A 21,230-nucleotide genomic window follows, 5' to 3' on the forward strand; every position below is an offset into this window, starting at 1 on the left:
ATTTTTATTTAATTTTTTTGATGTATTTGAAATGTAAAATTATTATGAGATTTTAATAGTAAAGGATAATTCATTATTTTTAGTTTGATAATTAAAACATTTTTAATGAAAAAGTTTTTATACCTGGCAATTGCTTTCTTTATTCAGGGGATTTATTATGCTCAGGAAGTCAAAAAAAAATTACCATGCTATGATCTTACGGAAGTTTTGAAAGTAGAGCCTACTTTACTTTATAAACCTCATTTGGATGCTTCTAAAAGTTTCGGAATTAAGATTCTGAATGATTCAAAAGCGGTTCAGAAATACATCAACAATGGGAAATTTCACAAAATCAACAAATCAGGAAAGGGGTACCGGGTGAAAAAACTTGATTACAGCAGGGCCTGGATGGTCTCCAAAGGAAAGCTGATGCTGGAAAGAATAGGGTCGCGGTTCAGCAAAGAAACAAAAGGAAATGCATTTACGGTTTCATCCATAACAAGAACGCTCGAAGATCAGTGCAGATTAAGAAAAGTTAATACAAATGCCTCTTTGGGGATTAGTTCTCACAATTACGGTAACTCTTTTGATATCTCTTATGTCCGTTTTAATGGGGTTTTACGGAGTAATCCCACCCTTGAAGCGTCTCTGGAAAAGGTTTTGAAATATTATTATAATGCAGGACGAATTTACTATATTAAAGAAAGACAGCAAAGTTGTTTTCATATTACGGTTAAGAATTATTAATTAGTTTTCTAATATATGTGATATACTTGCACAGATAATTTAGTTTCTATAATTTTATGGCACTTTAAAAACCGTGAAATATGAATATATTCAACAGAGATCAATTTGATGTAGCCGTTGCAGAATGGACAAACTGCTGCGCAGATTATCAGAAAATCCAAAGCCTTATTCCACCCAATTATGTGTTTACTTTTGATTCGGAGCAGGTAACCTGGCTGAAGAACTATAATGATTACAACGAATTTTGCGCGGAAATAGGGGTTTTCAATGGCCAGCTGGTAGCTATTTTATGTCCTATGGATGCAAATGGGCAGAAGCTTATTGTAGACGCATTCCCTTATAGTATCCTGAGTGAACTTGACGGAGATCTGAGATTGGTAGAAACTGAGCAGTACAAGGTTATTAAAAATGCCGTCCTGTCAAAGGACCTGCAGAGAATTGATTATGATTCTGATACCTATTTCCCGATTTCCAACAAGCCTATGCTGGAGCAGGATGTGGCTCTTGAAGCAATAGAATCATGGAGAAATGACTCAATGACGTGGTTTTACAGAGAATGTTCTGAGTTTAAAGGAAGCAGGATTTTCAGAAAGTTCTATGTGCCGTCAGAAGATCTTATTGCTTCCAAGCCGGGACTTTATAAAATCGTATGCTCATTCGGACTGAAATTCTCACAAGTGTATCAGAGAGTACTGCCAACCCTTATTTTTATTTCATTTTATCAGGATCTGCAAAATTCGGGAAGTATAGACAGTACTGCTAATACATACGACTGGTCTCAGCCTTGTCCGCCTCTGTGCCCTTTTAATTATAATAACTAAACTTACTGTGGATACCTACAAAGTAATACTTTATCTTAATAATAGTTTACTTTTCATTTGTGCTGTTATAGGACTTGTCCGGTACAAATTTTTTAAAAATACAGAAAAATGGTATGCTTACTATATCATTTTTCTTTTTTTGATAGAAGCTGTTGTTAAACTCTGCCTTTATGTTTTTAACCTGAGAGACGTTAATTTTGTCTTTCCTTTCTATGTTGCGGGAGAGCTGTTGCTGTTGGGGATTTTATATATAAGAAAGCTTAATATGTCGGTCTACTGGTATATTCCCGTAGTTCTTCTTGCGGCTTTATTCTTTACAGATTCTCAAATGCTCACCTCAGACGTAAAAAAAGTGATCTCCAATATAGTTGTCATCTGCTTTGCAGGTTATGCTTTACTTACTGAAATTAAGAGCAGTAAAATTAATGGCAGGTTTATGATTGCAGATAGTTTCATCTTCCTCTATTATGCATTGTCGGTTTTTTTATTTTTCCTTTTAAGACAGCTTTCGGATCTCGGAAAAGAAGAAGCCAATATGATCTGGAGTATTAATAACATACTCAGCAGTTTTTTATATATATCAATGATTTATACCTTTTTAAGATTAAAGAAATAACGCTCAATATTACCTTTTTTATTACGTTAATTGTCGTCCTGGTAATTATCATGTCCTTTATTTTGCTTGCGTACAGAAGCTTTATTAAAAGAATAATTGAAGAAAAAAACGTACAGCATGAAGCTGAAGTTCTGCATCAGAAAAACCTTGTCCTCGAAAATATAAAAGCCCAGGAATCTGAAAGAAAAAGAATTGCGGTAATGATTCATGATGATATCGGAAACAGGCTTAATATTTTATCATTATGGCTTAATAATCTTGATACGAAAGGAGATGAGCTTATCAGGAAAAACATTACTACCCAGATGTCCTCGCTTATAGATTCTGCGCGCAGCATCTCACATTCATTATATCCGGTAAATCTGGAAACTGTAGGACTGGTTTTGTATATTGAAGAATTGATTGCCAATTTATCGGGAAGAATAAATATTTCCCTGAATGTAAGCCCGAAATTTCAGAAAAAAGATATTTTTATAGAAGTTCAGCTTTACAGAATTATTCAGGAATTTACCACCAATGTTCTCAAACATTCGGAAGCATCAAGAGTCTGGATCTATATCAAAGACAATCAGAACAATCTTGCAGTAGTGATTTCTGATAACGGAGAAAGTTTTGAATATGAAGATGTTAAAAAAGGAATGGGCATTAAAAATATAGAATCCAGAATAAAATCCATGAACGCGGCTCACAAATGGAAAAATGTATTAGGTAAAGGAAGCCGGCTAATTATTAAAATTCCGTACACCAATGAATTCTCAAATCAAAGTAGCATTAATTGACGATGAACAGCTTATCCTGGAAGGGGTGAAAATGCTGCTCTCTTCCGAACAGAATATTTCCGTGGGATTTACTTCCAATAACGGACCGGATTTTCTCGATTTGCTGGAAAAAACTTCAAACGAAGACTTTCCGGATATCGCTTTGGTAGATGTTCAGATGCAGCCCATGAACGGCTTTGAGCTCGTAGAAATTCTTAAAGAAAAATATCCCGGCTTAAAGATCATTATCCTCTCCTCCCACTATAAAACAACAATTCTAGGATACATGGTAAAACTGGGAGTTTCTGCTTTTTTACCTAAAAATTCAAACCGGGAAGCTTTTATAGAAGCCATTACCATGGTATATAGAAATGGGATCTTTTTTACACCGGAAGATCATCAGATGATCTTTTCCTACATGAACAGTCCTACCAAAAAAAGAACACTTTTTGAAATGGATGATGAATTATCCGACCGTGAAAAAGATGTGGTGAAACTCATCTGTCAGGAATGTACAAATAATGAAATTGCCGAAAAACTATTTATCAGCCCGAGAACCGTAGAAAGCCACAGACAGAGAATTGTAGAAAAAATAGGCGCAAAAAATACCGTTGGAATTGTTATTTATGCCATTATTAATAATATTCACCCTTTAGAAAGAATATGATTCCGTAGAAATACGGAATTTTTTATTTGGTATTTTATACTCTATAATGCCGGTTTATTTCATCGTTACTTTGATGAATTCACTTTGCCAAAGTTGAAAATCTTTGACAAAGTTTAAATAAAACTACAAAGTGACATGAAAAGCAACATCATCTCCGTTGGAATTTTTTTTGACGGGACCGGAAACAACGGGATTAATGCAACCTCTCCCGAAAAACCTCCGAAAAACAATGAAAGCTATTACGGAAATAGGACCAATATTTATAAATTATTTCAACTCTTTAACGGGGAGGAGAAAATTTACATAGAAGGCATCGGAACAGTTACGCAGAAGGAAGACAGTGATTTTGCCATGGCAACCTGTAAAAATCCTGCAGGACAGAACGGCTATTCGTCTGATGACAAACTGCAGAAAGCGTTCGCTTATTTCAGAAATATAATCTCGGATCGTAATCATTACTATGAATTGTATGTTTACGGATTTAGCAGAGGAGCCATGCTCGCCAGAAATTTCTGCCAGGAGCTGCTGAAAGCCGACACTGAATTCATGGGAAATATCAGTGTGAAATTTCTAGGTATTTTCGATACGGTAGAATCTGCACCCTTTAATGATTATAATGTCATGGTGCATCCCGCCGTGCAACGGGCGTTTCAAATCTGCGCTGTCAATGAATGTCGTTTTTTCTTTCCTTTAACTGGTTTTTTTGAAGATTCCGGGTTAATGGAAGATAAAATATGCGAAAATACAATCTGGAAAGAAATATTTGTTCCCGGTGCTCATGCAGATATCGGAGGAGGATATCTGGAAGGTCCCCAGTCTGTTTACATATCTCCGAATTTTTTACTTGAAGGGGAATTGAACAGCTATATTCAGAATATCAGAACAACGGCAGCCGACGCTGAAGAAAATAAAATATGGGATCATATTCTCGGAGATTATAAAGTAGATCCGGGAGAAGTTTTTTGCCAGGCTTACATTTCAAGGGATCTTGTTTTTAATGAGCTTTCTAAAGTATACGGTAAACTTATGCTGAAAGAATCGAATGCTGAAAAAAAGGTTTTTAATACTGAATTTGATGATTCCGATTTTTTAATTAATCCCGAAAAGCACCCTTACCTGATCCGGCTTTCAGCCGAACTGGAGAGCTACACGGAAAAACTTTCGCCGGAATTGAAACCTGTTTACAATTATAGAACACTTGCAGACTATACTCATATTTCAGCCAATTTCGGATTATATCATCCTGCAATTCCGAGAAATTCATCAAATGAAGATCTTACGGAATTCATTAACAACGGTCTGAATGTACCGGGGAATTCGGATGATCAATTTACCGCCAACCCGTCAAAACTCCAGGTAGAAATACATCATATCGAAGATTCTGTTGTGGATTACGCATACGGTACCAATATTCCTAATAATGACAATTGGAACCGAACCATATTGATTAAGGAAAATTTATACAATAAATGTTAGTACTTTTTCAGTTTTAAATTTAGGTGTGGAGCTGTCCTGGTAAGGCAGCTCTTTTTTATCCCTGTCCCTAAAGAAGTCTTTTTAAGATTCAGATTCATAAGAAGTTATTTTTCTTACCCCAGTTCTTTTATTTTCCGTATTTTTGCACCCGGAAATTTATTATTCACTATTAATCATTATTTAGCATGCTTTCGGTTCAAGGTTTAGGATTACATCATTCGGGAACATATTTGTTTCAAAACGTCAATTTCACGATTAAAAAGGATGATAAAATCGGTTTGGTTGGTAAAAATGGAGCGGGAAAATCCACTTTATTGAAGATGCTTTCAGGCGAAATCAATTTCTATGAAGGAAATGTAGTGCCTGAAGGAAATGTCACAATCGGTTTTCTGAAGCAGGATCTTGATTTTGTGAAAGGAAGAACCGTTTGGGCAGAAACCATGCAGGCTTTTGAGCAGATCAATGCCTGGAAGAATGAACTTGAAGAAGTGAATCATCAGATGGCCACAAGAACAGACTACGAAAGCGATTCTTACACCGATCTGATCAATAAAATGACCGAACTGAATGATCTTCTGATGAACCATGATGCCTATAATTTGGAAGGTGACATGGAGAAAGTATTGTTCGGGCTTGGTTTTAAAGCAGATGATTTTCAGAAAATTACCGATGAATTTTCCGGAGGATGGAGAATGAGAATCGAGCTGGCAAAACTGCTTCTGCAAAAGAATGACATCATGCTTCTCGATGAGCCTACCAACCACCTTGATATGGAATCCATCATGTGGCTGGAAAACTTCTTAAAAGATTATCCGGGAGCCATCGTTCTGGTAAGTCACGATAAACAGTTTATGACCGCAGTCTGCAACCGTACTTTTGATATCAACAATAAAAAGGTTGATGATTATAAAGCCAATTATTCCAAATACTTGGTAATGCGTGAAGACCGCCGTGAAAAATTGATTCAGGCTAAAAAGAATCAGGATGCGGAGATCAAGCAGATGGAAGACAATATTAATAAGTTCCGTGCAAGTGCTACGAAGGCATCTTTCGCACAGTCGCTTATCAAAAAATTAGACAAAATCGAGCGAATCGAAGTGGATAATGAAGACGTCTCTAAATTCAACATTCGCTTCGTACAATCCGTAGTTCCCGGAAAAGTAATTTTTGAAGCTCAAAAACTCGGAAAAGCTTATGGTGAGAAGCAGATTTTTGATGATGTGGATTTTATTGTTCAGAGAGGAGACCGGATTGCACTTCTTGGACAGAACGGACAGGGAAAAACAACGCTGGCAAAAATTCTTGCCGGAGATATCAAAGATTATTCAGGAACGTGGAATCTTGGGCATAATGTAAATATTGGTTATTTCGCCCAGAATCAGGAGGAAGTTTTAACCCCGAATAAAACGGTTCAGGAAGAAGCGGAAGACGCTGCCACAGAAGAAACCAGACCAAGAGTCCGCGATTTATTAGGATCTTTCCTTTTCCAGGGGGAAGCGGTGAATAAAAAAACGAAAGTACTTTCCGGAGGGGAAAGAAACCGTCTGGCTCTTTGTAAATTATTGTTGCGTCCATTCAATACACTGATCATGGACGAACCTACGAACCACCTTGATATTCAGTCTAAAGAAATTATTAAACTGGCGCTTCAGAAATTTGAAGGAACGTTAATTGTAATCTCTCACGACCGGGAATTCCTGCAGGGACTTTGTGATAAAATTTACGAATTCCGCGATGGTAAAATGAAAGAATTCTTAGGAGATATTAATGAATATCTTGAATTCAGACAAAAAGAATCGATTCGCGAAATTTCTGCAGAAAAAGCAAAACTTCACAACGAAGTTCCTAAAGTTGAGGAAAAAAAGCCTGAAGAAAAACCAGCTTCCAATAATCAATCAAATGTAATCGTAAGCAAAGAGCAGAAAAATATTCAGAATAAACTGAAAAAAGTGGAAGATAAAATTACTGAGCTTGAAACTAAAGTTGAAGAATTTGAAGCGTCATTTACCAAAGAAAATCCTTCTGAAGAAACACTGGAACAATATAATAAAACAAAAGAAGATCTCGATCTTGCACTTCAGGAGTGGGAATATTTGGGTACGCAGCTGAACTGATTTCCAAGTTATATTAATACACCTTATAGGTTCCAAAATCTATAAGGTTTTATTACAGTTTGTAACAAAATTTCATTTCCATCAACTTATCTATAAAATATTTTAAGAAAACTTTAATCTGAGTTTTTAATTTATTTTTATAATTTTGAAGCATGATTTTTAAAGAAAGCAGAAATCTCAGGAATTTTCTTTCCAAACTGTTGTTTGGGATTTACTTTCTTGCGCTGTTTTCTCAGAATTTTCACAGCCACAGCTCTGAAGATGTTTTTAAAAATTTCAACTTTAAAAAATCAGAAAATACCATTACCAAAAATATAGCGAAGGAAAAAGCAGCAGACTGTCTTGCCTGTCATTTCTTAGCCACCGGACATACTTTAGTTCCTGAAGAATTTAATTTCTCTTTTGAAAATTACACGCATGAAGTAAAGCAGATTATTGCAGTTCAGGAAAAAATATGGTCTCAGACTAAATTTACCTTTCAGCTTCGCGGTCCGCCCGCAATTTCATAATTCATAGATTCTTTCCGAATTTTTTTACCTTAAATTTTTAGAATTTAAATATTTCTTAATGAAAATACAACCATTAAGAGATAGTTAGGTTATTAATGATATCAGGTTTAATGCATTGATTAATAATCGGCTAACATGATTAATTAATCTCATTTCAAAAGATCCTATCAACAAATTTTTTACGAAAAAAGTACCTGAAAAAGTACGCAATCAATCTATTTAACAATGAAATTGATCTATAGTTTTATGCTTATCCTTTGCGGATTTGCATTAACGAACGCACAGCAGACTTACTCGGTAGAGGGAACTGTTCAAGATTTTCATGATAAAACCATGCTGGAAAATGCAGTAGTGAAAATCGGTGAATTTTCTGCCAAAACGGATAAAAACGGCAAATTTTCATTCAGTAAAATTCCTGCCGGGAAATATATACTCATTGCTAAACATCCTGATTGTAATGATTATACTGAAAATGTAGGAGTTACACAGGATTTACATATAACGATTACTCTTGAACATCACGTTCAGGATATCGAAACGGTAACCATCCACGGAAGCCATAAAAGCAATGGATCCCTGGTCATTAAAACATTGGACAAGTCCGAAATTGAGAAAAATTCTTCGGATAATCTCGGAAATTTGCTCACAAAGATTTCAGGAGTAAGTGCTTTAAAAACAGGCAATAATATTTCAAAACCTATTATTCACGGACTTTACGGTAGCAGGATTTCCATTCTGAATAACGGCGTGAAACTTGCCGAGCAGGAATGGGGAGTAGAGCACGCCCCGAATGTTGATATTAATAATTTTCAGCATATTGACGTTATTAAAGGCGCCTCAGCATTAAAGTACGGAAGTGATGCCATTGGCGGTGTTGTGATTATGGAACCTGAAGTCTTTCCTAAAAAAGATACCATTAAAGGATCGGTAGGTCTTACAGGAATTTCAAACGGAAGAGGAATGGCCCTGGAAGCCGATGTTGCTAAAATCTGGAAAAACGGATGGGCGGTAAAAACCGGCGGTAGCATCAAAAAGCTGGGAGATCAGAATGCTCCTGATTATAATCTGATGAATACGGGAATGGATTTTTCTTCATTCAACTTTACCGTTCAACATAATACGTATGAAAAAGGAATTTCATTCGATTATTATCTTACCAACCAGAATATAGGAATTTACAGAGGTTCCCACGTGGGAAACAACGAAGATTTCTATAACGCCACAACATCAAAAATTCCTGTATATACGGGGAATTTCAGTTACGATATTGACAATCCGAGACAGGTAATTGAGCATCATATTGCAAAAGTTTCCGCGTTCAAAAGATTTGAAAATATCGGGAAGGTTTCTGCAACATACAGTTATCAGTACAATCACAGGCAGGAATACGATATCAGAAGAGGAGATCTCAAAGATATCCCTTCCCTGGATCTTGAACTGATGACCCACCAGTTTAATCTTAATGATTTGCTGGAAAGAGGAAAGTTCTCTCTGGAAACCGGAATTGATGCAAGTTTTCAGAATAATTATTCGGATCCTGCTACTAAAGCCAGGCGTCTGATTCCGAATTATGATAAATATGCTGCCGGAGTATATTCTATTTTTAAATATAAAATTTCAGGCAATTTCAATGTGGAAGCGGGAGCACGTTACGATTTTACACGGTATGACGTCACAAAATGGTACGACAAAGCCGACTGGGAAAAATTGTATGCGGATATTTACCCGCAGTTTTATGTGAAAACGAATCAGAACAGGATTCTTACACGTCCCCAATTGAATTATAACAATGTTTCTTTCAATGCAGGATTGGAATATCACCCGAATTCAAGTATTAACCTGAAATTTAATTATGCTAAAGTAGGAAGAACCCCGAATATTGCAGAGCTATTTTCAGACGGACTCCATCATTCGGCTTCGGTGATCGAAATCGGAAATATGGGTTTGAAGAATGAGCAGGGACATCAGTTTAATGTCATCGCTGATTCAAAGTTCAATGTCTTAAACGGACTTAATATTTCGGTAAATCCTTATTTTTTTATCACTAAAAATTTTATCAACCAGGTTCCTACGGGAGTGCAGAATACCATCAGGGGAGTATTTCCGGTATGGTCTTATCAGCAGATCGATGCCAAAATGTACGGGATAGATCTTGATGTAAATTTCAGGCTTACGGATGATCTTACATATGTGGGAAGAGGGAGTTATGTTTACGGACAGGACAAAACCCATCATGTTCCTTTGATTCTAATGATGCCTCCGAATTTTTCCAATGCTTTACAGTTCAGTAAAGAAAAGTGGAATCATTTCTATTTTACTCTGGAAAATCATACATTCCTGAAACAAAACAGGTTTCCGGTGTATAACGCAACCATTCCTGTTTATACAAACGGGGAAGAGGTTGAAAAAACAGTGGATCTGAGCACACCGCCCAACGGATATTCTCTGTGGAATGTCCAGACCGGTGTCAATATCAGCAAAAATCTTTCTGCAGGGCTTATTGTAAATAATCTTTTCAATGTAACGTACAGGGATTACCTGAACAGGATGAGATTTTTCTCCGATGAGGCAGGAAGAAACTTTATTGTCAACTTTAGATACAGATTCTAAAGCGTTAAAAACAAATCAAACAAATCAACAACTTTAAAATTTAGAAAAATGAAATTATTCAATACTAAAAATATCATCAAATTATTAGCTGTTTTATTCATTGCCATTACGGTAGTTTCTTGTCAAAGAGACGGCTCTGCTGCGGAAGACGATTTGCCGCAGGAAGACCTTACCAATATTATATTGAATGTAAAAGATGTTGCGGCAGGAACTACCCAAACCTACAATTACAGCATGGGAGCAGGAGGTGCACAGGCTATTCAGCTTACCGACGGGAAAACATATGAGGTAAGCGCAGAATTTAAAAACGGAAACGAAGATGCAACTCAGGAAATTAAAGATGCAAAAGATGAACATTTCTTAATTTTTAATTTCCCGAATTCTGATATTATGTTAACACGTACAGATGACGCATCCTCAACAAGAGCAGACGGAAAGCGTGTTGGTTTAAAAACACAATGGGTGGTAACAAAAGCAGTTAAAAATCCTTCCGTAACAAGCCAGCTGATCTTTACGCTCTACCATGAGCCGGCAAGTGTGACAGAAGATGCTCAGGTAAGCGGAAACGGAGTGGTGTACGGAACTCAGACGGGAGGCGAGACCGATGCTCAGGCAAACTATACAATCACAAATTAAAAATCACTTTTTAATATCCTTAATCTTGTTATGAAAACCACCGGAAATTTTCCGGTGGTTTTTTATTGATAAAATTCTAAGACTACAGATTAGATTGTCTAAATTTTAACTATTCATAGAACTTCCGTCGCCCATCTTCCAGTCTTCCGCCTTAGGAAATTTATATTTAACATTATTTAGCTTTTATGTTTGTTTTAAATGAGTGATTTTCATAAAATTTTCCTATTTTTGCAACCTAAAATTTTAATCAATAATGAAGGTTACCGCACAAAACCATGATGATGTAAGTGCATTGCTTACAGTGACATTGGAAAAATCTGACTATAAAGAAAGAGTTGAAAAGCAATTGATTAATTATGCTAAAAATGCGCAAGTTCCTGGTTTCAGAAAAGGAAAAGTGCCTTTAAGTATGGTTAGAAGACAATACGAAGCAGGTATTGCATTCGAAGAAATCAACAAACAGGTTTCTGATGCTTTAAACAACTACGTAAACGAAAACAAACTAAGATTAGTAGGTCAGCCTGTTCCTCAGCCTGTAAACGAATTTGATTACAATGCTGATCAGTTGGAAGTGGCTTTTGAAGTAGGTTTCGAGCCTGAATTTACCATAGACCTTTCTAAATATGAAGCGCCTCACTACAAAGTGGAAGCTTCTGAAAAAGAAATCAACAAGAGCATTGAAAACATGCAGAAGCGTTTCGCTGAGCAGGTTCCTCAGGATAAAATCACTAAAGATTCTTATATCGCTTTAGAAATTTCTCAGGTTGTGGAAGATGATGCGGAAGGTGAGCACCACCACCATCCAAAGAACGCTACCATTACTGCTGAAAACAAAGAAGCTTTCAAATTGGTAAAAGGTTTGAAAATGGACGGATCTGTAAAAGTTTCTAAAGAAACGCTTGCTGAAAACGAAGAATTGGCTAAAGAATTAGGATTCTCCAAAGAAGAAGCTGAACACTTACACCACAATGAAGTGGAAGTAAAAGTAAAAGATTTCTATTCATTAAACCTTGCGGAACTTAACCAGGATCTTTTCGATAAAGTATATGGTGAAGGAAACATCAAGTCTGAAGAAGAATTAAAAGAAAAAGTGAAAGCTGAACTGGATGAATATTTCCAGCAAAATGCAGACGTACACTTTGTAAATAAAGTATTGGAACAGGTTTCTGAAAAAGAAGAAGTAAAACTTCCTGAAGAATTCCTTGTTAAATGGTTACTATTCTCTAATCAGAATATTCAGTCTGAAGAGCAGGCTAAGCAAATCCTGGAATCTGAGAAAAACCAGTTGAAATACCAGATCATCGAAGGTAAACTAATGTCGGAAAACGAAATCCAGTTAGATTATGCAGATGTATTGGCTCAGGCAGAGCAGTTGGTAAGAAACCAGTTGGCAATCTACGGAATCCACCATTTAGGAGACGAAGAAATCCAGAAATATGCTGTGGAAATGCTGAAAGATCAGGAGCAGGTAAGACAGATCTCTTCTGAAGTTGCCATGACAAAACTAAAAGATATCATTCTTGAAAAAGCAACTAAAAAAGAAACAGCCATCTCTCACGATGAGTTTTTAGAAGAGCTTAAAAAATAATTTATTGTATTATAAATATTTTAAAACCACCAATTTGGTGGTTTTTTTTATGAAAATATCCTGAAAATTTATCAGTCAATATTCATATATTTACAATCTAAAATTTATATATGAAAAAGATCATCATTCCGTTTTTTTGTGCCGTGCTTTATGCTGCGCCTGTAGTTGCACAGACATCATCCGCTCCTGCTAAAACGGAGACCGTAAAATCGAAATTAACACCCAAAGAAGTTATCGATAATTATCTGAAAGCTTTAGGAGGAAAAGATAAACTCGAAGGTATTAAAACAACACTTATCGAAAACACCCTTACCGTTCAGGGAATGGATGTGATGATGACTACGAAGAAAATGGGAAACAAATTCAAGTCCGAACAATCTGTGATGGGCCAGAAAATGGTTCAGTTCTTTGATGGTGAAAAAGGATACTTTGAACAGGGAGGTCAGAAAATGGACATTCCGGCTGATAAAATCCCGGATTTAAAGAAAAGCAAAGTGATTGACGCATTGTCTTATGATCCTGCAACTTTCTCAACTGTTACCGTGGAAAAAATTGATGGAAAAGATTATAATGTATTGACTTCAAGTAAAGGGATGTTCTATTTTGATGCTTCTACAGGATTGCTTTACAAATCTTCTGCAGAAGAAGGAACAGCAGTTGTAAAAAGCTATATGACCGTAGACGGTATAAAATTCCCACAGGAAATTGAAGCGGAAGGAAATGGCCAGAAAGTGGTTATTAAAACTACAAAAGTTACCCTTAATTCCGGAGTTTCGGATGCAGATTTTAAATAGAATTGCTATTAAATAAAAATTAAGCCGGGTTTGTCCCGGTTTTTTTATGCAATTTAAAATATAATTAAAAGTGTAGTCCTACTTTATATTTGAATCAATATTTTACTTAAAAATAAAAGTTTAGTAATAATTAATTACTAAACATGATCACTTCTTCTCACTGTTTCTAATGAAAATCGTTTAAAATTAACGGTATTTAACGCTATTTAACTTTAAATAATATTTTTATTATTTCTTCGTTCTGTGAATAAATGATATTTTTGAACCATAAAAATTAATAATCAAACATATGAAGAAAATGCTATCATCATTTGCCGTGGTTTTTTTGATCTCTGCAAATGCATTCGCACAGAATATTCCTACAGATCCTTCTGTAAGAATTGGTACTCTTTCAAACGGAATGAAGTACTATATCAAAAAAAATACGTTACCCGAAAAGAAAGTGGATTTCAGATTGGCCATCAACGCAGGATCTATTCTTGAAGATGATAACCAGAGGGGACTCGCGCACTTTATGGAACACATGAACTTCAACGGAACAAAAAATTTCCCTGACAATAAACTGGTAGATTTCCTGCAGTCGATTGGAGTGAAATTCGGACAGCACCTTAATGCCTATACAAGTTTCGATGAAACCGTTTATATGCTTCCTGTTCCTCTTGATAAGCAGGGAAACCTGGATGCAGGCCTGAAAGTAATGGAAGACTGGGCGTTCAATGCTACGCTTTCCGATGAGCAAATCAATAAAGAAAGAGGCGTAGTACTGGAAGAACTGCGATTAGGTCTTGGTGCCGATAAAAGAATGGCTGACAAGTATCTTCCTAAATTATTGTATAATTCTCAATATGCCAATCGTCTTCCGATAGGTAAAAAAGAAGTGCTGGAAAACTTTAAACCTGAAGTAATAAGACAGTTCCACAAAGATTGGTACAGACCGGATCTTATGGCTATTGTTGTTGTGGGAGACATTAATGTAGACGAGGTTGAAAAGAAAATCAAAGATAATTTCAGCAAATATAAAAATCCTGCGCAACCCAGAGAAAGAAAAACATTTGATTTGCCAAATCACAAAGAAACGTTAGTAGCTGTTGAAACGGATCCGGACGCAACAAGCTCAATGGTTCAGTTCATTATGAAGGATTCCGAAGCATATCAGCCGGATGTTACTATTGAGCAGTACAACCAGAGTATCATCGAAAACCTTACTTCAACAATGCTGAATAACAGATTGAGGGAGCTTGTGAACTCTAATAATCCTCCTTTTACATACGGATCTGTTTACCACGGCGGAACGTATGCAAGAACGAAGGAAGGCTTCCAGGGATTTGCAATGGTAAAAGACGGCGGCCAGCTTAACGCTCTCAAAGTTCTTCTTGAGGAAACGGAAAGGGCAAAAAGATTTGGCTTTACACAAACGGAACTGGACAGGGCAAAAGCACGGATTTTATCAAACCTTGAAAGATCTTATAACAATCGTGACAAAACGGAAAGCGATATGTTGGTAGATGAATATGTAAGTAACTTCCTGGAAAAAGAACCGATCCCCGGAATTGCATGGGAATATGAGGACACCAGAAAATTTTTACCTTCCGTAACCTTGGCTCAGACGAATGAAGTCATTAAAAAATTCGTGAAAGATGACAGCAGGGTAGTAGTGATCACAGGTCCTAAAAAAGAAAATGTGACTATGCCTTCACAGGCTATGGTTTTGGATATGTTCGAAAGTGTGAAAATGGCAGATCTTAAGCCTTATGAAGAAAAAGAAACGATTAAAAATCTGGTAAAGCCATTCAAATCTGAAGGTAAAATTGCCAAAACGGAAACCGATGCAAAACTGGGAACAACAACCTGGACCTTAAGCAACGGTGCAAAAGTAACATTCAAAAAAACTGATTTTAAAGATGATGAAATTGTTTTCTCAGCAAGAAGTATGGGGGGGAGTTCATTAATTAACGACGCAGATTATAACAAAACACAGTTTGCTTTTCCTGCACTGTCAGAAGCCGGGGTAAACGGTTTTTCGAAATCTGATCTTACCAATTATTTAGCCGGAAAACAAGTGAGTGTAAATCCTATGGTAAGTTCTTTGTTTGAAGGGATTTCAGGACGTACCACGCAAAAAGATCTAAGTACGGCTATGGAATTCATGTATGCTTATTTCACAGGGCTGAATTATAATCCTGACGCTTTCAATGCTTATAAGACAAAACAATCTGCCATGTTGGACAATTTATTGTCGAACCCACAGTTTTATTTCTCTAATGAGCATGCAAAATTCATGAACCAGAAAAATCCGAGGTTTATAGGCATTGTTCCTTTAGAAAAAGAGTGGGCGAATACGGATTATAAAAAGGCGTATGATATCTATAAAGAAAAATTCGGTAATGCAGGAAACTTCCATTTTTATTTCGTAGGAAATATTGATGAAGCAAAATTTAAAAATGAAGTACTGCAGTATATTGCAAGTCTTCCTTCAACAGGAAAATCTACCAACTTCAAAGATACAGGTTACAGACAAATGGCCGGCGATTTTACCAAAATATATAAAAAAGGAAAAGATCCTAAAAGTATGGTAACCATTTCTTATGCCGGGGAAACGCCTTATAATGAAAAAGAAGCATTAGCTCTGGAAGCATTGGGAGAGGTGGCAACCATTAAAGTAATTGAAAAACTTCGTGAAGATGAAAGTGGAATCTATGGTGGTGGAGCAAGAGGCGGAATGGTAAAAGTTCCTTATGGAAATTACTATTTCAGCATCAGTTTCCCTTGTGGTCCTGAAAATGCTGAAAAACTTACCAAAAGTGCATTGACAGAACTTCAGAAGCTTATTGATAAAGGTCCCGAACAGAAAGATCTTGACAAATATAAAGAAGGAGAATACAACGATCATAAAACCAGCATGAAAGATAATATGTACTGGATGAATGCGCTTACCAAAAATCAGATGAGCGGAAGCGACAAATACGAAATCCTGAACTATGAAGAGAAAGTGAAAGCTTTAACCGCAAAAGATCTTCAGGAGGTAGGCAAAAAGTATCTTACAAAAGGAAAAGTTGTGGCTACATTAATGCCGGAAGATGGCTGGGAAAATACTAAAAAGGATGAAGCAAAACCAGAAACGGCGGTAATCAAAGCCGGAGCAGCGCAGTAATTTTTCGATATAATATTTTAAACAAAGCCCGTCCGGAACTTGTTCCGGACGGGCTTTTTATTGTTCCATTAATTACTAAAGATCAAGGTTTTTCCATTATTTGAACATACACATAATCCTCAAACTCTCAAGCCCTCAAACGCATATACTCTCAAACATCTATCACGAGCCGTACTCTTTCTTCCATTCCTCAGCCGCTCCGCTCAGTACCTCATAAAATTCTTCGCCATATTTTCTGATTAAAGGTGTTTTCAGAAATTTATACACCGGGACCTGAAGCTCTCTTCCTAATGTACATGCATCGCTGCAGACACTCCATTCATGATAATTTAAAGCGGTAAAAGAAGAATATTCGGTAATACGAATTGGGTAGAGATGGCATGAAATCGGCTTTTGCCAGTCTACGGCGCCGTCTTCATATGCTTTTTCGATACCGCATTTGGTAATACCTTTTTCATCAAAAGTCACATAAGCACATTCGCGACCTTCCACCATTGGGGTCACATACATTCCGTCCATAGGATCAGTGGTCCATGTTCCCTGTTCTTCCAGAGCTTTAATGCCTTCTGCAGTAAGATAAGGCTTTATTTTATCAAAAATAGCATCTAAAATTTCCAGTTCATCCTTATCCAGAGGAGCTCCAACATCCCCTTCCACACAACAGGCACCCTTACATTTGGTAAGGTTGCAGACAAACTCTTCGGAAAAAATTTCCTCGGAGATCAATTTATCGTCAATCTGAATCATAATCTTTAAAATAAATCAAAATAAGTTCCGGCTTTAAAACCGATTAAACTAAAAATAATCAGCCAAAGGCTCACTTCCTGCATCCAGTATTTCGGGAGAAATCTTAACATCCTGCTGAGAATAATGGTGGAGGGAAAGGCGAGCAGCAGCAGATATTCATACGTTGTATTCATGTACAATATAATGGTGATTAGTTGGGCAAACGAAAAAACCAGTAAAAAAGTATATTTGTACCTGCTGACAGGGCTTTTCTTGTTGTAATTACTGAAATGATCATATACCGCGTAAATGAGCATCAATACAATGGGGATTAACGGCAGTAATTGTTCATAATCCGTAACCAGCTTCATTTTTCTGAAAGGGAAATAATCCGTATTCCAGGAATTGTAATCAAGGAAAAACATTACTGAAAAATAACTCAGAACAATCAGGAGAATTCCTAAGAGGAACCTGAAAATATTCAGACTGATTCTTTCAGAAGTAGCAATCACATGGATGATTACAAAAACAGCCATAGGCCATGTAGTGGGAAGAAAAATAAAATTCAGCGCTACAATAGAGCCTACCAGAACATATGATTTTTTTCTGATGTCCTCATTCGTACTGGTAAGCAGCAACAGCAGAAAAGAATTCGTAAGCAGTGCAACGGCCAGACCGATGTCCAGTTTCCCGGGATATAAACCAAAAATAAAAAATGTATATAAAAATAATGGCAGATGCGTCTGGTAATTCAGCGCGATACTGTGAAAACAAAAATATCCCAGTGCAATCCCCAGAAAAGTAATTCCGGCAACAATGGCTTCATAAGTGTTGAAATTCAGGAAATTAAAAGTTATTACTATTAAAAGAAGGAAACCAATATAAACCGGGATTGAAAAAATATTGCTTTCTTTTGAAAGTAATTTAAACATTTTTTATAAATTTGTACAAAGTTAATTTAAAAAAGGAAAATAATGACGTCTTTCTTTCTATTCTTAAGCAAAGTTTTCAAATGGTCGTTTGGTTTTTTTGACACATTCGGAAACGTATTAAACTGGGTTTTATTTATTGTTTGCTGCGCATTGTTTACCTACTGGTGCTATGTTTTGGTAAAAACCCTTGGTAACAATAAAGACAAAGACTACTATTCTCCAACGGAAGGTAAGTTCCCTTACTATGATCCGAACATCTATAAAAAAGAAGGTTAATTAATTGGTTATATAGTAAAAAGCCGATCAAATTCTGTTTGGTCGGCTTTTTTATTACTAACGATTAAAATGTATTCTTTATTCGTGAACAGGCAGTACCAGTACGGGAATGTTTGAATCTTTGGTGATCCCTTTGGTTAAACTTCCTACAAAAACATCGTAAATTCCGCTTCTTCCGTGGGAGCCCATTACGATAAAGTCCGCTTTTTTATCCACGGCATGTTCCAGGATAATATCTTTGGCAATACCCTGTTTCAGGATGTGTTCACACTCTACATTATGAGCCAGAATCCTTTGCTGGATTTTATTTAGCTGCACCAGTTCCTCTCTGATCTCGTTTTCCTCAACTTCCGGGAAATACTGGAATCCCATATCACCGATAGCAAAACCAATATCCGACGGTGCTACGTGGATCAGAAAAATTCTTCCGTTGATTTGCTTTGCAAATTTTACCGCACCTTCTACAAGCTGCTCTGTTTTGTCCCCAAAATCTACGGGCAATACAATATTTACCATAACCTTTAATTTTGTCTACTAAAGTTAAGAAAAATATGGCAGAAAACAGCGTTAAATTATCTACAATATTCTGATATCAATCACTTTTTTATCCTCAAGATAGGCTTCCAGAATATCATTTTCATCAACTTTTCCCACGCCTTTCGGAGTGCCCGTGAAAATAAGGTCGCCCACTCTTAAAGTAAAATACTGTGATACGAAAGTGACAATATCATCAATCGTAAACATCATGTCTTTCGTATTTCCGTCCTGAACTTTCTCGTTGTTCTTTAACAATGAAAAATTCAAAGATTCAAGATTAAAATCCTCTTTCTTAAAGAAATTTCCAACCACTGCAGAGCCGTCAAACCCTTTGGCAAGCTCCCACGGAAGGCCTTTTGATTTTAACTCGCTTTGCAGATCCCTCGCTGTAAAATCAATTCCTAAACCGATTTCCTCATAATGTTTATGAGCCGTTTCTTTTTGGATGTATTTTCCTCCTTTTGAAATTTTCACCACTACTTCCAGTTCATAATGAACATCATTTGAAAATTCCGGAATATAAAAATCATTTCCTTTCAGAACAGCCGTATCAGGTTTCATGAAAATGACCGGCCTTTCCGGGATTTCATTTCCCAGTTCTTTTGCATGTTCGCTGTAATTTCTTCCTATACAGATTATTTTCATAACTTTTTATTTTGTCATTGCGAGAAGCTCATGCGACGAAGCAATTTCATCTCACATTATTTAATTAATTTTATTTTTCAATGATAGTAAATTTCTTTCCTCCATCTTCCAGCTTTCTTTCTTTTTTTAAGAGCTTTTTCCCGCTTTCCACTGTATCTTATTGGCTACGGGCTCCGCTTTGCTCCGCCCGCAGCCAAAAAGGATGCCGTTGCAATCGGGGCTAGGAGAGTGAATCGTCAATTTCTGCGAATCAATAACGAATTTTATCATTCACAGTATTCACTTGCGAAGAAAATTCATAATTTACTATTTAAAAACCAACCCGTCAAAAATTCTTCGAATTTTCGCCACCCGCCAGAGGAGGGGAATGGTAAATCTTATTTTGATATAATTTTTTTAAAGTAACAAACCAAAGTCCCTGCTGATTTGCTGAGTGAAATCGAAGATTCGACATAGTCAAACGCCTTTTCGAACGAAAGATATCCACAATAAATTAAAAAAAATCTTTGCAGCTTTGCGTTGAAATTCTTATTAATGCATAAACTCATTTCCGCAATAATAACACACAAACTTATGGCTCGTTAAAATCGAAATTCCAAAAAAGCTTGTAGCGCTGTCATCTCTGTAAATATGGTTAGATCCGCATTTCGGACAAACAAAATCAAATTCAGGATCTGAAATCGTATGTTCTACTTCCAGGGAAAACTGTTCATTTTCCTTATAATTTTCCAAAGCCTTGTGCGCTTTCTCAAGATCTTCTTCAAAAACCTGCAGCTGAATTCCGCCAACTGCCTGCGACAAAAGCCAGTCCGACTGGATTAGCTGTTCGTTCGCAATAAAGCTGTTGATACCGCTTTCCGCCAGGATCTGCTTATCCCTGTTAGCCTGAAGTGCCGTTTCGTAGAATTTGAATTGTACCAGTTCGCTCATCTAAAAATAACATTTACTAATTATAAATTCCTCTAATGTCTCAATAAATATTTGCATTTGATTTTAGGCAATTTTATACAAAATTTCTTACTATTTTTTTAGCTAAAATAATAAAATATTAGACAATGTTGTAATAAAATTATTACAAAACAAGGCAGTGTATCCTAAAATTTTATTTGCATATTTGGCCGCAAAAATATTGCTAATCCAGGATAAAATTTATCCTGCAAAATAAATTTCAAACTCAAATGACCAACATGAAAAAAAGTATTTCGAATGCTGTACTCTTCCTTTTCTTTGGAAGCAGCTTGTACGCACAAAGCGTAATTTTTGAATATGATGAAGCTGGCAACCAGGTATTCCGGGGAATATGTGACGGCTGCAAAAATTCTAATTCAGATTTATTTTCTAAAACACAACAACAGGCATCTCAGCCCAAAACTATTGCTCAAAAAGTCGCAAATAGTGTACGTGCAGCTCCTGTCCCTGTAAAAACAGATTTAACTGTATTATGGGATAAGGAGGTGAATGACTATATTACGAAAATAGAACTTCTGCCTTATAATAGCTTTAAGATTCTGAGTTTTGTAGATGTAAGAACACTTAATAATACCTCCTATATTTTCCGCATGGAAAGTTATCCTTATGGGGTATATTATCTCAAATTCTATCTCTCAGACGGTAGTGTTTATACTAGAACAGTAACAAAAAATTAGAA

Annotated in this window: 20 protein-coding genes; 15 read left to right on the forward strand and 5 right to left on the reverse strand. The window is 36.3% G+C overall.

All coding sequences use genetic code 11. The features are described 5' to 3' along the window. The first annotated feature begins 105 nt into the window (after nucleotides 1-105). The 13 genes from M0D58_RS15015 to M0D58_RS15075 all read left to right on the forward strand — a co-directional run bounded on the left by M0D58_RS15015 (nucleotide 106) and on the right by M0D58_RS15075 (nucleotide 16,466). Nucleotides 106-726 carry a DUF5715 family protein gene (locus M0D58_RS15015; RefSeq protein ID WP_248391176.1) on the forward strand — a complete coding sequence of 207 codons (621 nt, stop codon included), beginning with the start codon at nucleotides 106-108 and terminating at the stop codon, nucleotides 724-726. An 80-nt stretch (nucleotides 727-806) separates the two neighbouring features. Further along, on the forward strand, nucleotides 807-1,547 hold the full coding sequence (locus M0D58_RS15020; RefSeq protein ID WP_248391183.1) for a hypothetical protein: 741 nt from the start codon (nucleotides 807-809) through the stop codon (nucleotides 1,545-1,547). Between the two features lie 139 nt (nucleotides 1,548-1,686). Next, nucleotides 1,687-2,163 (forward strand): hypothetical protein, encoded by a 477-nt coding sequence (locus M0D58_RS15025; RefSeq protein ID WP_248391184.1) that lies wholly within the window; start codon nucleotides 1,687-1,689, stop codon nucleotides 2,161-2,163. 50 nt (nucleotides 2,164-2,213) lie between these two features. Beyond that, nucleotides 2,214-2,942, forward strand: coding sequence for a sensor histidine kinase (locus M0D58_RS15030; RefSeq protein WP_248391185.1), 729 nt, complete (start codon nucleotides 2,214-2,216; stop codon nucleotides 2,940-2,942). After that, a complete protein-coding gene (locus M0D58_RS15035; RefSeq protein ID WP_248391186.1) occupies nucleotides 2,911-3,588 on the forward strand; it encodes a response regulator transcription factor in 678 nt (225 codons plus the stop codon). Before M0D58_RS15030 ends, M0D58_RS15035 begins: the two co-directional genes overlap by 32 nt. Before the next feature lie 135 nt (nucleotides 3,589-3,723). Further along, the gene (locus M0D58_RS15040; protein ID WP_248391187.1) at nucleotides 3,724-5,064 is read left to right on the forward strand and encodes a T6SS phospholipase effector Tle1-like catalytic domain-containing protein; all 1,341 of its coding nucleotides are present in this window, start codon (nucleotides 3,724-3,726) and stop codon (nucleotides 5,062-5,064) included. A 185-nt stretch (nucleotides 5,065-5,249) separates the two neighbouring features. Next, complete coding sequence (locus tag M0D58_RS15045; protein ID WP_248391188.1) at nucleotides 5,250-7,178, forward strand: ABC-F family ATP-binding cassette domain-containing protein; 1,929 nt, start codon at nucleotides 5,250-5,252, stop codon at nucleotides 7,176-7,178. 152 nt (nucleotides 7,179-7,330) lie between these two features. Next, on the forward strand, nucleotides 7,331-7,687 hold the full coding sequence (locus M0D58_RS15050) for a hypothetical protein (RefSeq protein ID WP_248391190.1): 357 nt from the start codon (nucleotides 7,331-7,333) through the stop codon (nucleotides 7,685-7,687). Between the two features lie 225 nt (nucleotides 7,688-7,912). Continuing rightward, entirely contained in the window at nucleotides 7,913-10,297 is a 2,385-nt protein-coding gene (locus M0D58_RS15055) for a TonB-dependent receptor (RefSeq protein ID WP_248391192.1), read from the forward strand. A gap of 48 nt (nucleotides 10,298-10,345) precedes the next feature. Further along, the gene (locus tag M0D58_RS15060; RefSeq protein ID WP_248391194.1) at nucleotides 10,346-10,933 is read left to right on the forward strand and encodes a hypothetical protein; all 588 of its coding nucleotides are present in this window, start codon (nucleotides 10,346-10,348) and stop codon (nucleotides 10,931-10,933) included. A 253-nt stretch (nucleotides 10,934-11,186) separates the two neighbouring features. Next, the gene (locus M0D58_RS15065; RefSeq protein WP_248391196.1) at nucleotides 11,187-12,521 is read left to right on the forward strand and encodes a trigger factor; all 1,335 of its coding nucleotides are present in this window, start codon (nucleotides 11,187-11,189) and stop codon (nucleotides 12,519-12,521) included. Nucleotides 12,522-12,631: 110 nt separating this feature from the next. Further along, complete coding sequence (locus M0D58_RS15070) at nucleotides 12,632-13,315, forward strand: hypothetical protein (protein WP_248391198.1); 684 nt, start codon at nucleotides 12,632-12,634, stop codon at nucleotides 13,313-13,315. A gap of 289 nt (nucleotides 13,316-13,604) precedes the next feature. Next, nucleotides 13,605-16,466, forward strand: a complete 2,862-nt coding sequence (locus M0D58_RS15075) for a M16 family metallopeptidase (protein WP_248391200.1) — start codon at nucleotides 13,605-13,607, stop codon at nucleotides 16,464-16,466. Between the two features lie 162 nt (nucleotides 16,467-16,628). Here M0D58_RS15075 and M0D58_RS15080 read toward each other — a convergent pair whose 3' ends face one another. Together M0D58_RS15080 and M0D58_RS15085 are read right to left on the reverse strand one after the other, a co-directional pair. Continuing rightward, on the reverse strand, nucleotides 16,629-17,213 hold the full coding sequence (locus tag M0D58_RS15080) for a DUF3109 family protein (protein ID WP_248391202.1): 585 nt from the start codon (nucleotides 17,211-17,213) through the stop codon (nucleotides 16,629-16,631). A 5-nt stretch (nucleotides 17,214-17,218) separates the two neighbouring features. Next, nucleotides 17,219-18,124: a DUF6427 family protein gene (locus tag M0D58_RS15085; protein ID WP_248391204.1), complete on the reverse strand. Its 906-nt coding sequence runs from the start codon at nucleotides 18,122-18,124 to the stop codon at nucleotides 17,219-17,221. A gap of 42 nt (nucleotides 18,125-18,166) precedes the next feature. Here M0D58_RS15085 and M0D58_RS15090 point away from each other — a divergent pair, with 42 nt between their 5' ends. Next, nucleotides 18,167-18,400, forward strand: a complete 234-nt coding sequence (locus M0D58_RS15090; RefSeq protein WP_248391206.1) for a DUF6341 family protein — start codon at nucleotides 18,167-18,169, stop codon at nucleotides 18,398-18,400. 78 nt (nucleotides 18,401-18,478) lie between these two features. Here the strand turns inward: M0D58_RS15090 and M0D58_RS15095 are convergent, their stop codons facing one another. From M0D58_RS15095 to M0D58_RS15105, 3 genes are all read right to left on the reverse strand, one after another. After that, entirely contained in the window at nucleotides 18,479-18,916 is a 438-nt protein-coding gene (locus tag M0D58_RS15095) for a universal stress protein (RefSeq protein WP_248391208.1), read from the reverse strand. A gap of 60 nt (nucleotides 18,917-18,976) precedes the next feature. Next, nucleotides 18,977-19,582 carry a fumarylacetoacetate hydrolase family protein gene (locus M0D58_RS15100; protein ID WP_248391210.1) on the reverse strand — a complete coding sequence of 202 codons (606 nt, stop codon included), beginning with the start codon at nucleotides 19,580-19,582 and terminating at the stop codon, nucleotides 18,977-18,979. A gap of 531 nt (nucleotides 19,583-20,113) precedes the next feature. Beyond that, entirely contained in the window at nucleotides 20,114-20,512 is a 399-nt protein-coding gene (locus M0D58_RS15105) for a putative signal transducing protein (protein WP_248391220.1), read from the reverse strand. A 257-nt stretch (nucleotides 20,513-20,769) separates the two neighbouring features. Between M0D58_RS15105 and M0D58_RS15110 the strand changes: the two genes are divergently transcribed. Next, entirely contained in the window at nucleotides 20,770-21,228 is a 459-nt protein-coding gene (locus M0D58_RS15110) for a hypothetical protein (RefSeq protein WP_248391222.1), read from the forward strand. Nucleotides 21,229-21,230: the final 2 nt, after the last annotated feature.

This window comes from Chryseobacterium nepalense, assembly GCF_023195755.1.
Lineage (GTDB): Bacteria > Bacteroidota > Bacteroidia > Flavobacteriales > Weeksellaceae > Chryseobacterium > Chryseobacterium nepalense.

Excerpts from the sequence above, each read along its gene's own strand:
- M0D58_RS15045 (WP_248391188.1), top strand. The coding sequence starts at position 5,250 with ATGCTTTCGGTTCAAGGTTTAGGATTACATCATTCGGGAACATATTTG.
- M0D58_RS15105 (WP_248391220.1), bottom strand. The coding sequence starts at position 20,512 with ATGAGCGAACTGGTACAATTCAAATTCTACGAAACGGCACTTCAGGCT.
- M0D58_RS15060 (WP_248391194.1), top strand. The coding sequence starts at position 10,346 with ATGAAATTATTCAATACTAAAAATATCATCAAATTATTAGCTGTTTTA.
- M0D58_RS15020 (WP_248391183.1), top strand. The coding sequence starts at position 807 with ATGAATATATTCAACAGAGATCAATTTGATGTAGCCGTTGCAGAATGG.
- M0D58_RS15080 (WP_248391202.1), bottom strand. The coding sequence starts at position 17,213 with ATGATTCAGATTGACGATAAATTGATCTCCGAGGAAATTTTTTCCGAA.
- M0D58_RS15065 (WP_248391196.1), top strand. The coding sequence starts at position 11,187 with ATGAAGGTTACCGCACAAAACCATGATGATGTAAGTGCATTGCTTACA.
- M0D58_RS15055 (WP_248391192.1), top strand. The coding sequence starts at position 7,913 with ATGAAATTGATCTATAGTTTTATGCTTATCCTTTGCGGATTTGCATTA.
- M0D58_RS15085 (WP_248391204.1), bottom strand. The coding sequence starts at position 18,124 with ATGTTTAAATTACTTTCAAAAGAAAGCAATATTTTTTCAATCCCGGTT.
- M0D58_RS15030 (WP_248391185.1), top strand. The coding sequence starts at position 2,214 with ATGTCCTTTATTTTGCTTGCGTACAGAAGCTTTATTAAAAGAATAATT.
- M0D58_RS15095 (WP_248391208.1), bottom strand. The coding sequence starts at position 18,916 with ATGGTAAATATTGTATTGCCCGTAGATTTTGGGGACAAAACAGAGCAG.
- M0D58_RS15070 (WP_248391198.1), top strand. The coding sequence starts at position 12,632 with ATGAAAAAGATCATCATTCCGTTTTTTTGTGCCGTGCTTTATGCTGCG.
- M0D58_RS15050 (WP_248391190.1), top strand. The coding sequence starts at position 7,331 with ATGATTTTTAAAGAAAGCAGAAATCTCAGGAATTTTCTTTCCAAACTG.
- M0D58_RS15090 (WP_248391206.1), top strand. The coding sequence starts at position 18,167 with ATGACGTCTTTCTTTCTATTCTTAAGCAAAGTTTTCAAATGGTCGTTT.
- M0D58_RS15015 (WP_248391176.1), top strand. The coding sequence starts at position 106 with ATGAAAAAGTTTTTATACCTGGCAATTGCTTTCTTTATTCAGGGGATT.
- M0D58_RS15035 (WP_248391186.1), top strand. The coding sequence starts at position 2,911 with ATGAATTCTCAAATCAAAGTAGCATTAATTGACGATGAACAGCTTATC.
- M0D58_RS15040 (WP_248391187.1), top strand. The coding sequence starts at position 3,724 with ATGAAAAGCAACATCATCTCCGTTGGAATTTTTTTTGACGGGACCGGA.
- M0D58_RS15110 (WP_248391222.1), top strand. The coding sequence starts at position 20,770 with ATGAAAAAAAGTATTTCGAATGCTGTACTCTTCCTTTTCTTTGGAAGC.
- M0D58_RS15100 (WP_248391210.1), bottom strand. The coding sequence starts at position 19,582 with ATGAAAATAATCTGTATAGGAAGAAATTACAGCGAACATGCAAAAGAA.
- M0D58_RS15075 (WP_248391200.1), top strand. The coding sequence starts at position 13,605 with ATGAAGAAAATGCTATCATCATTTGCCGTGGTTTTTTTGATCTCTGCA.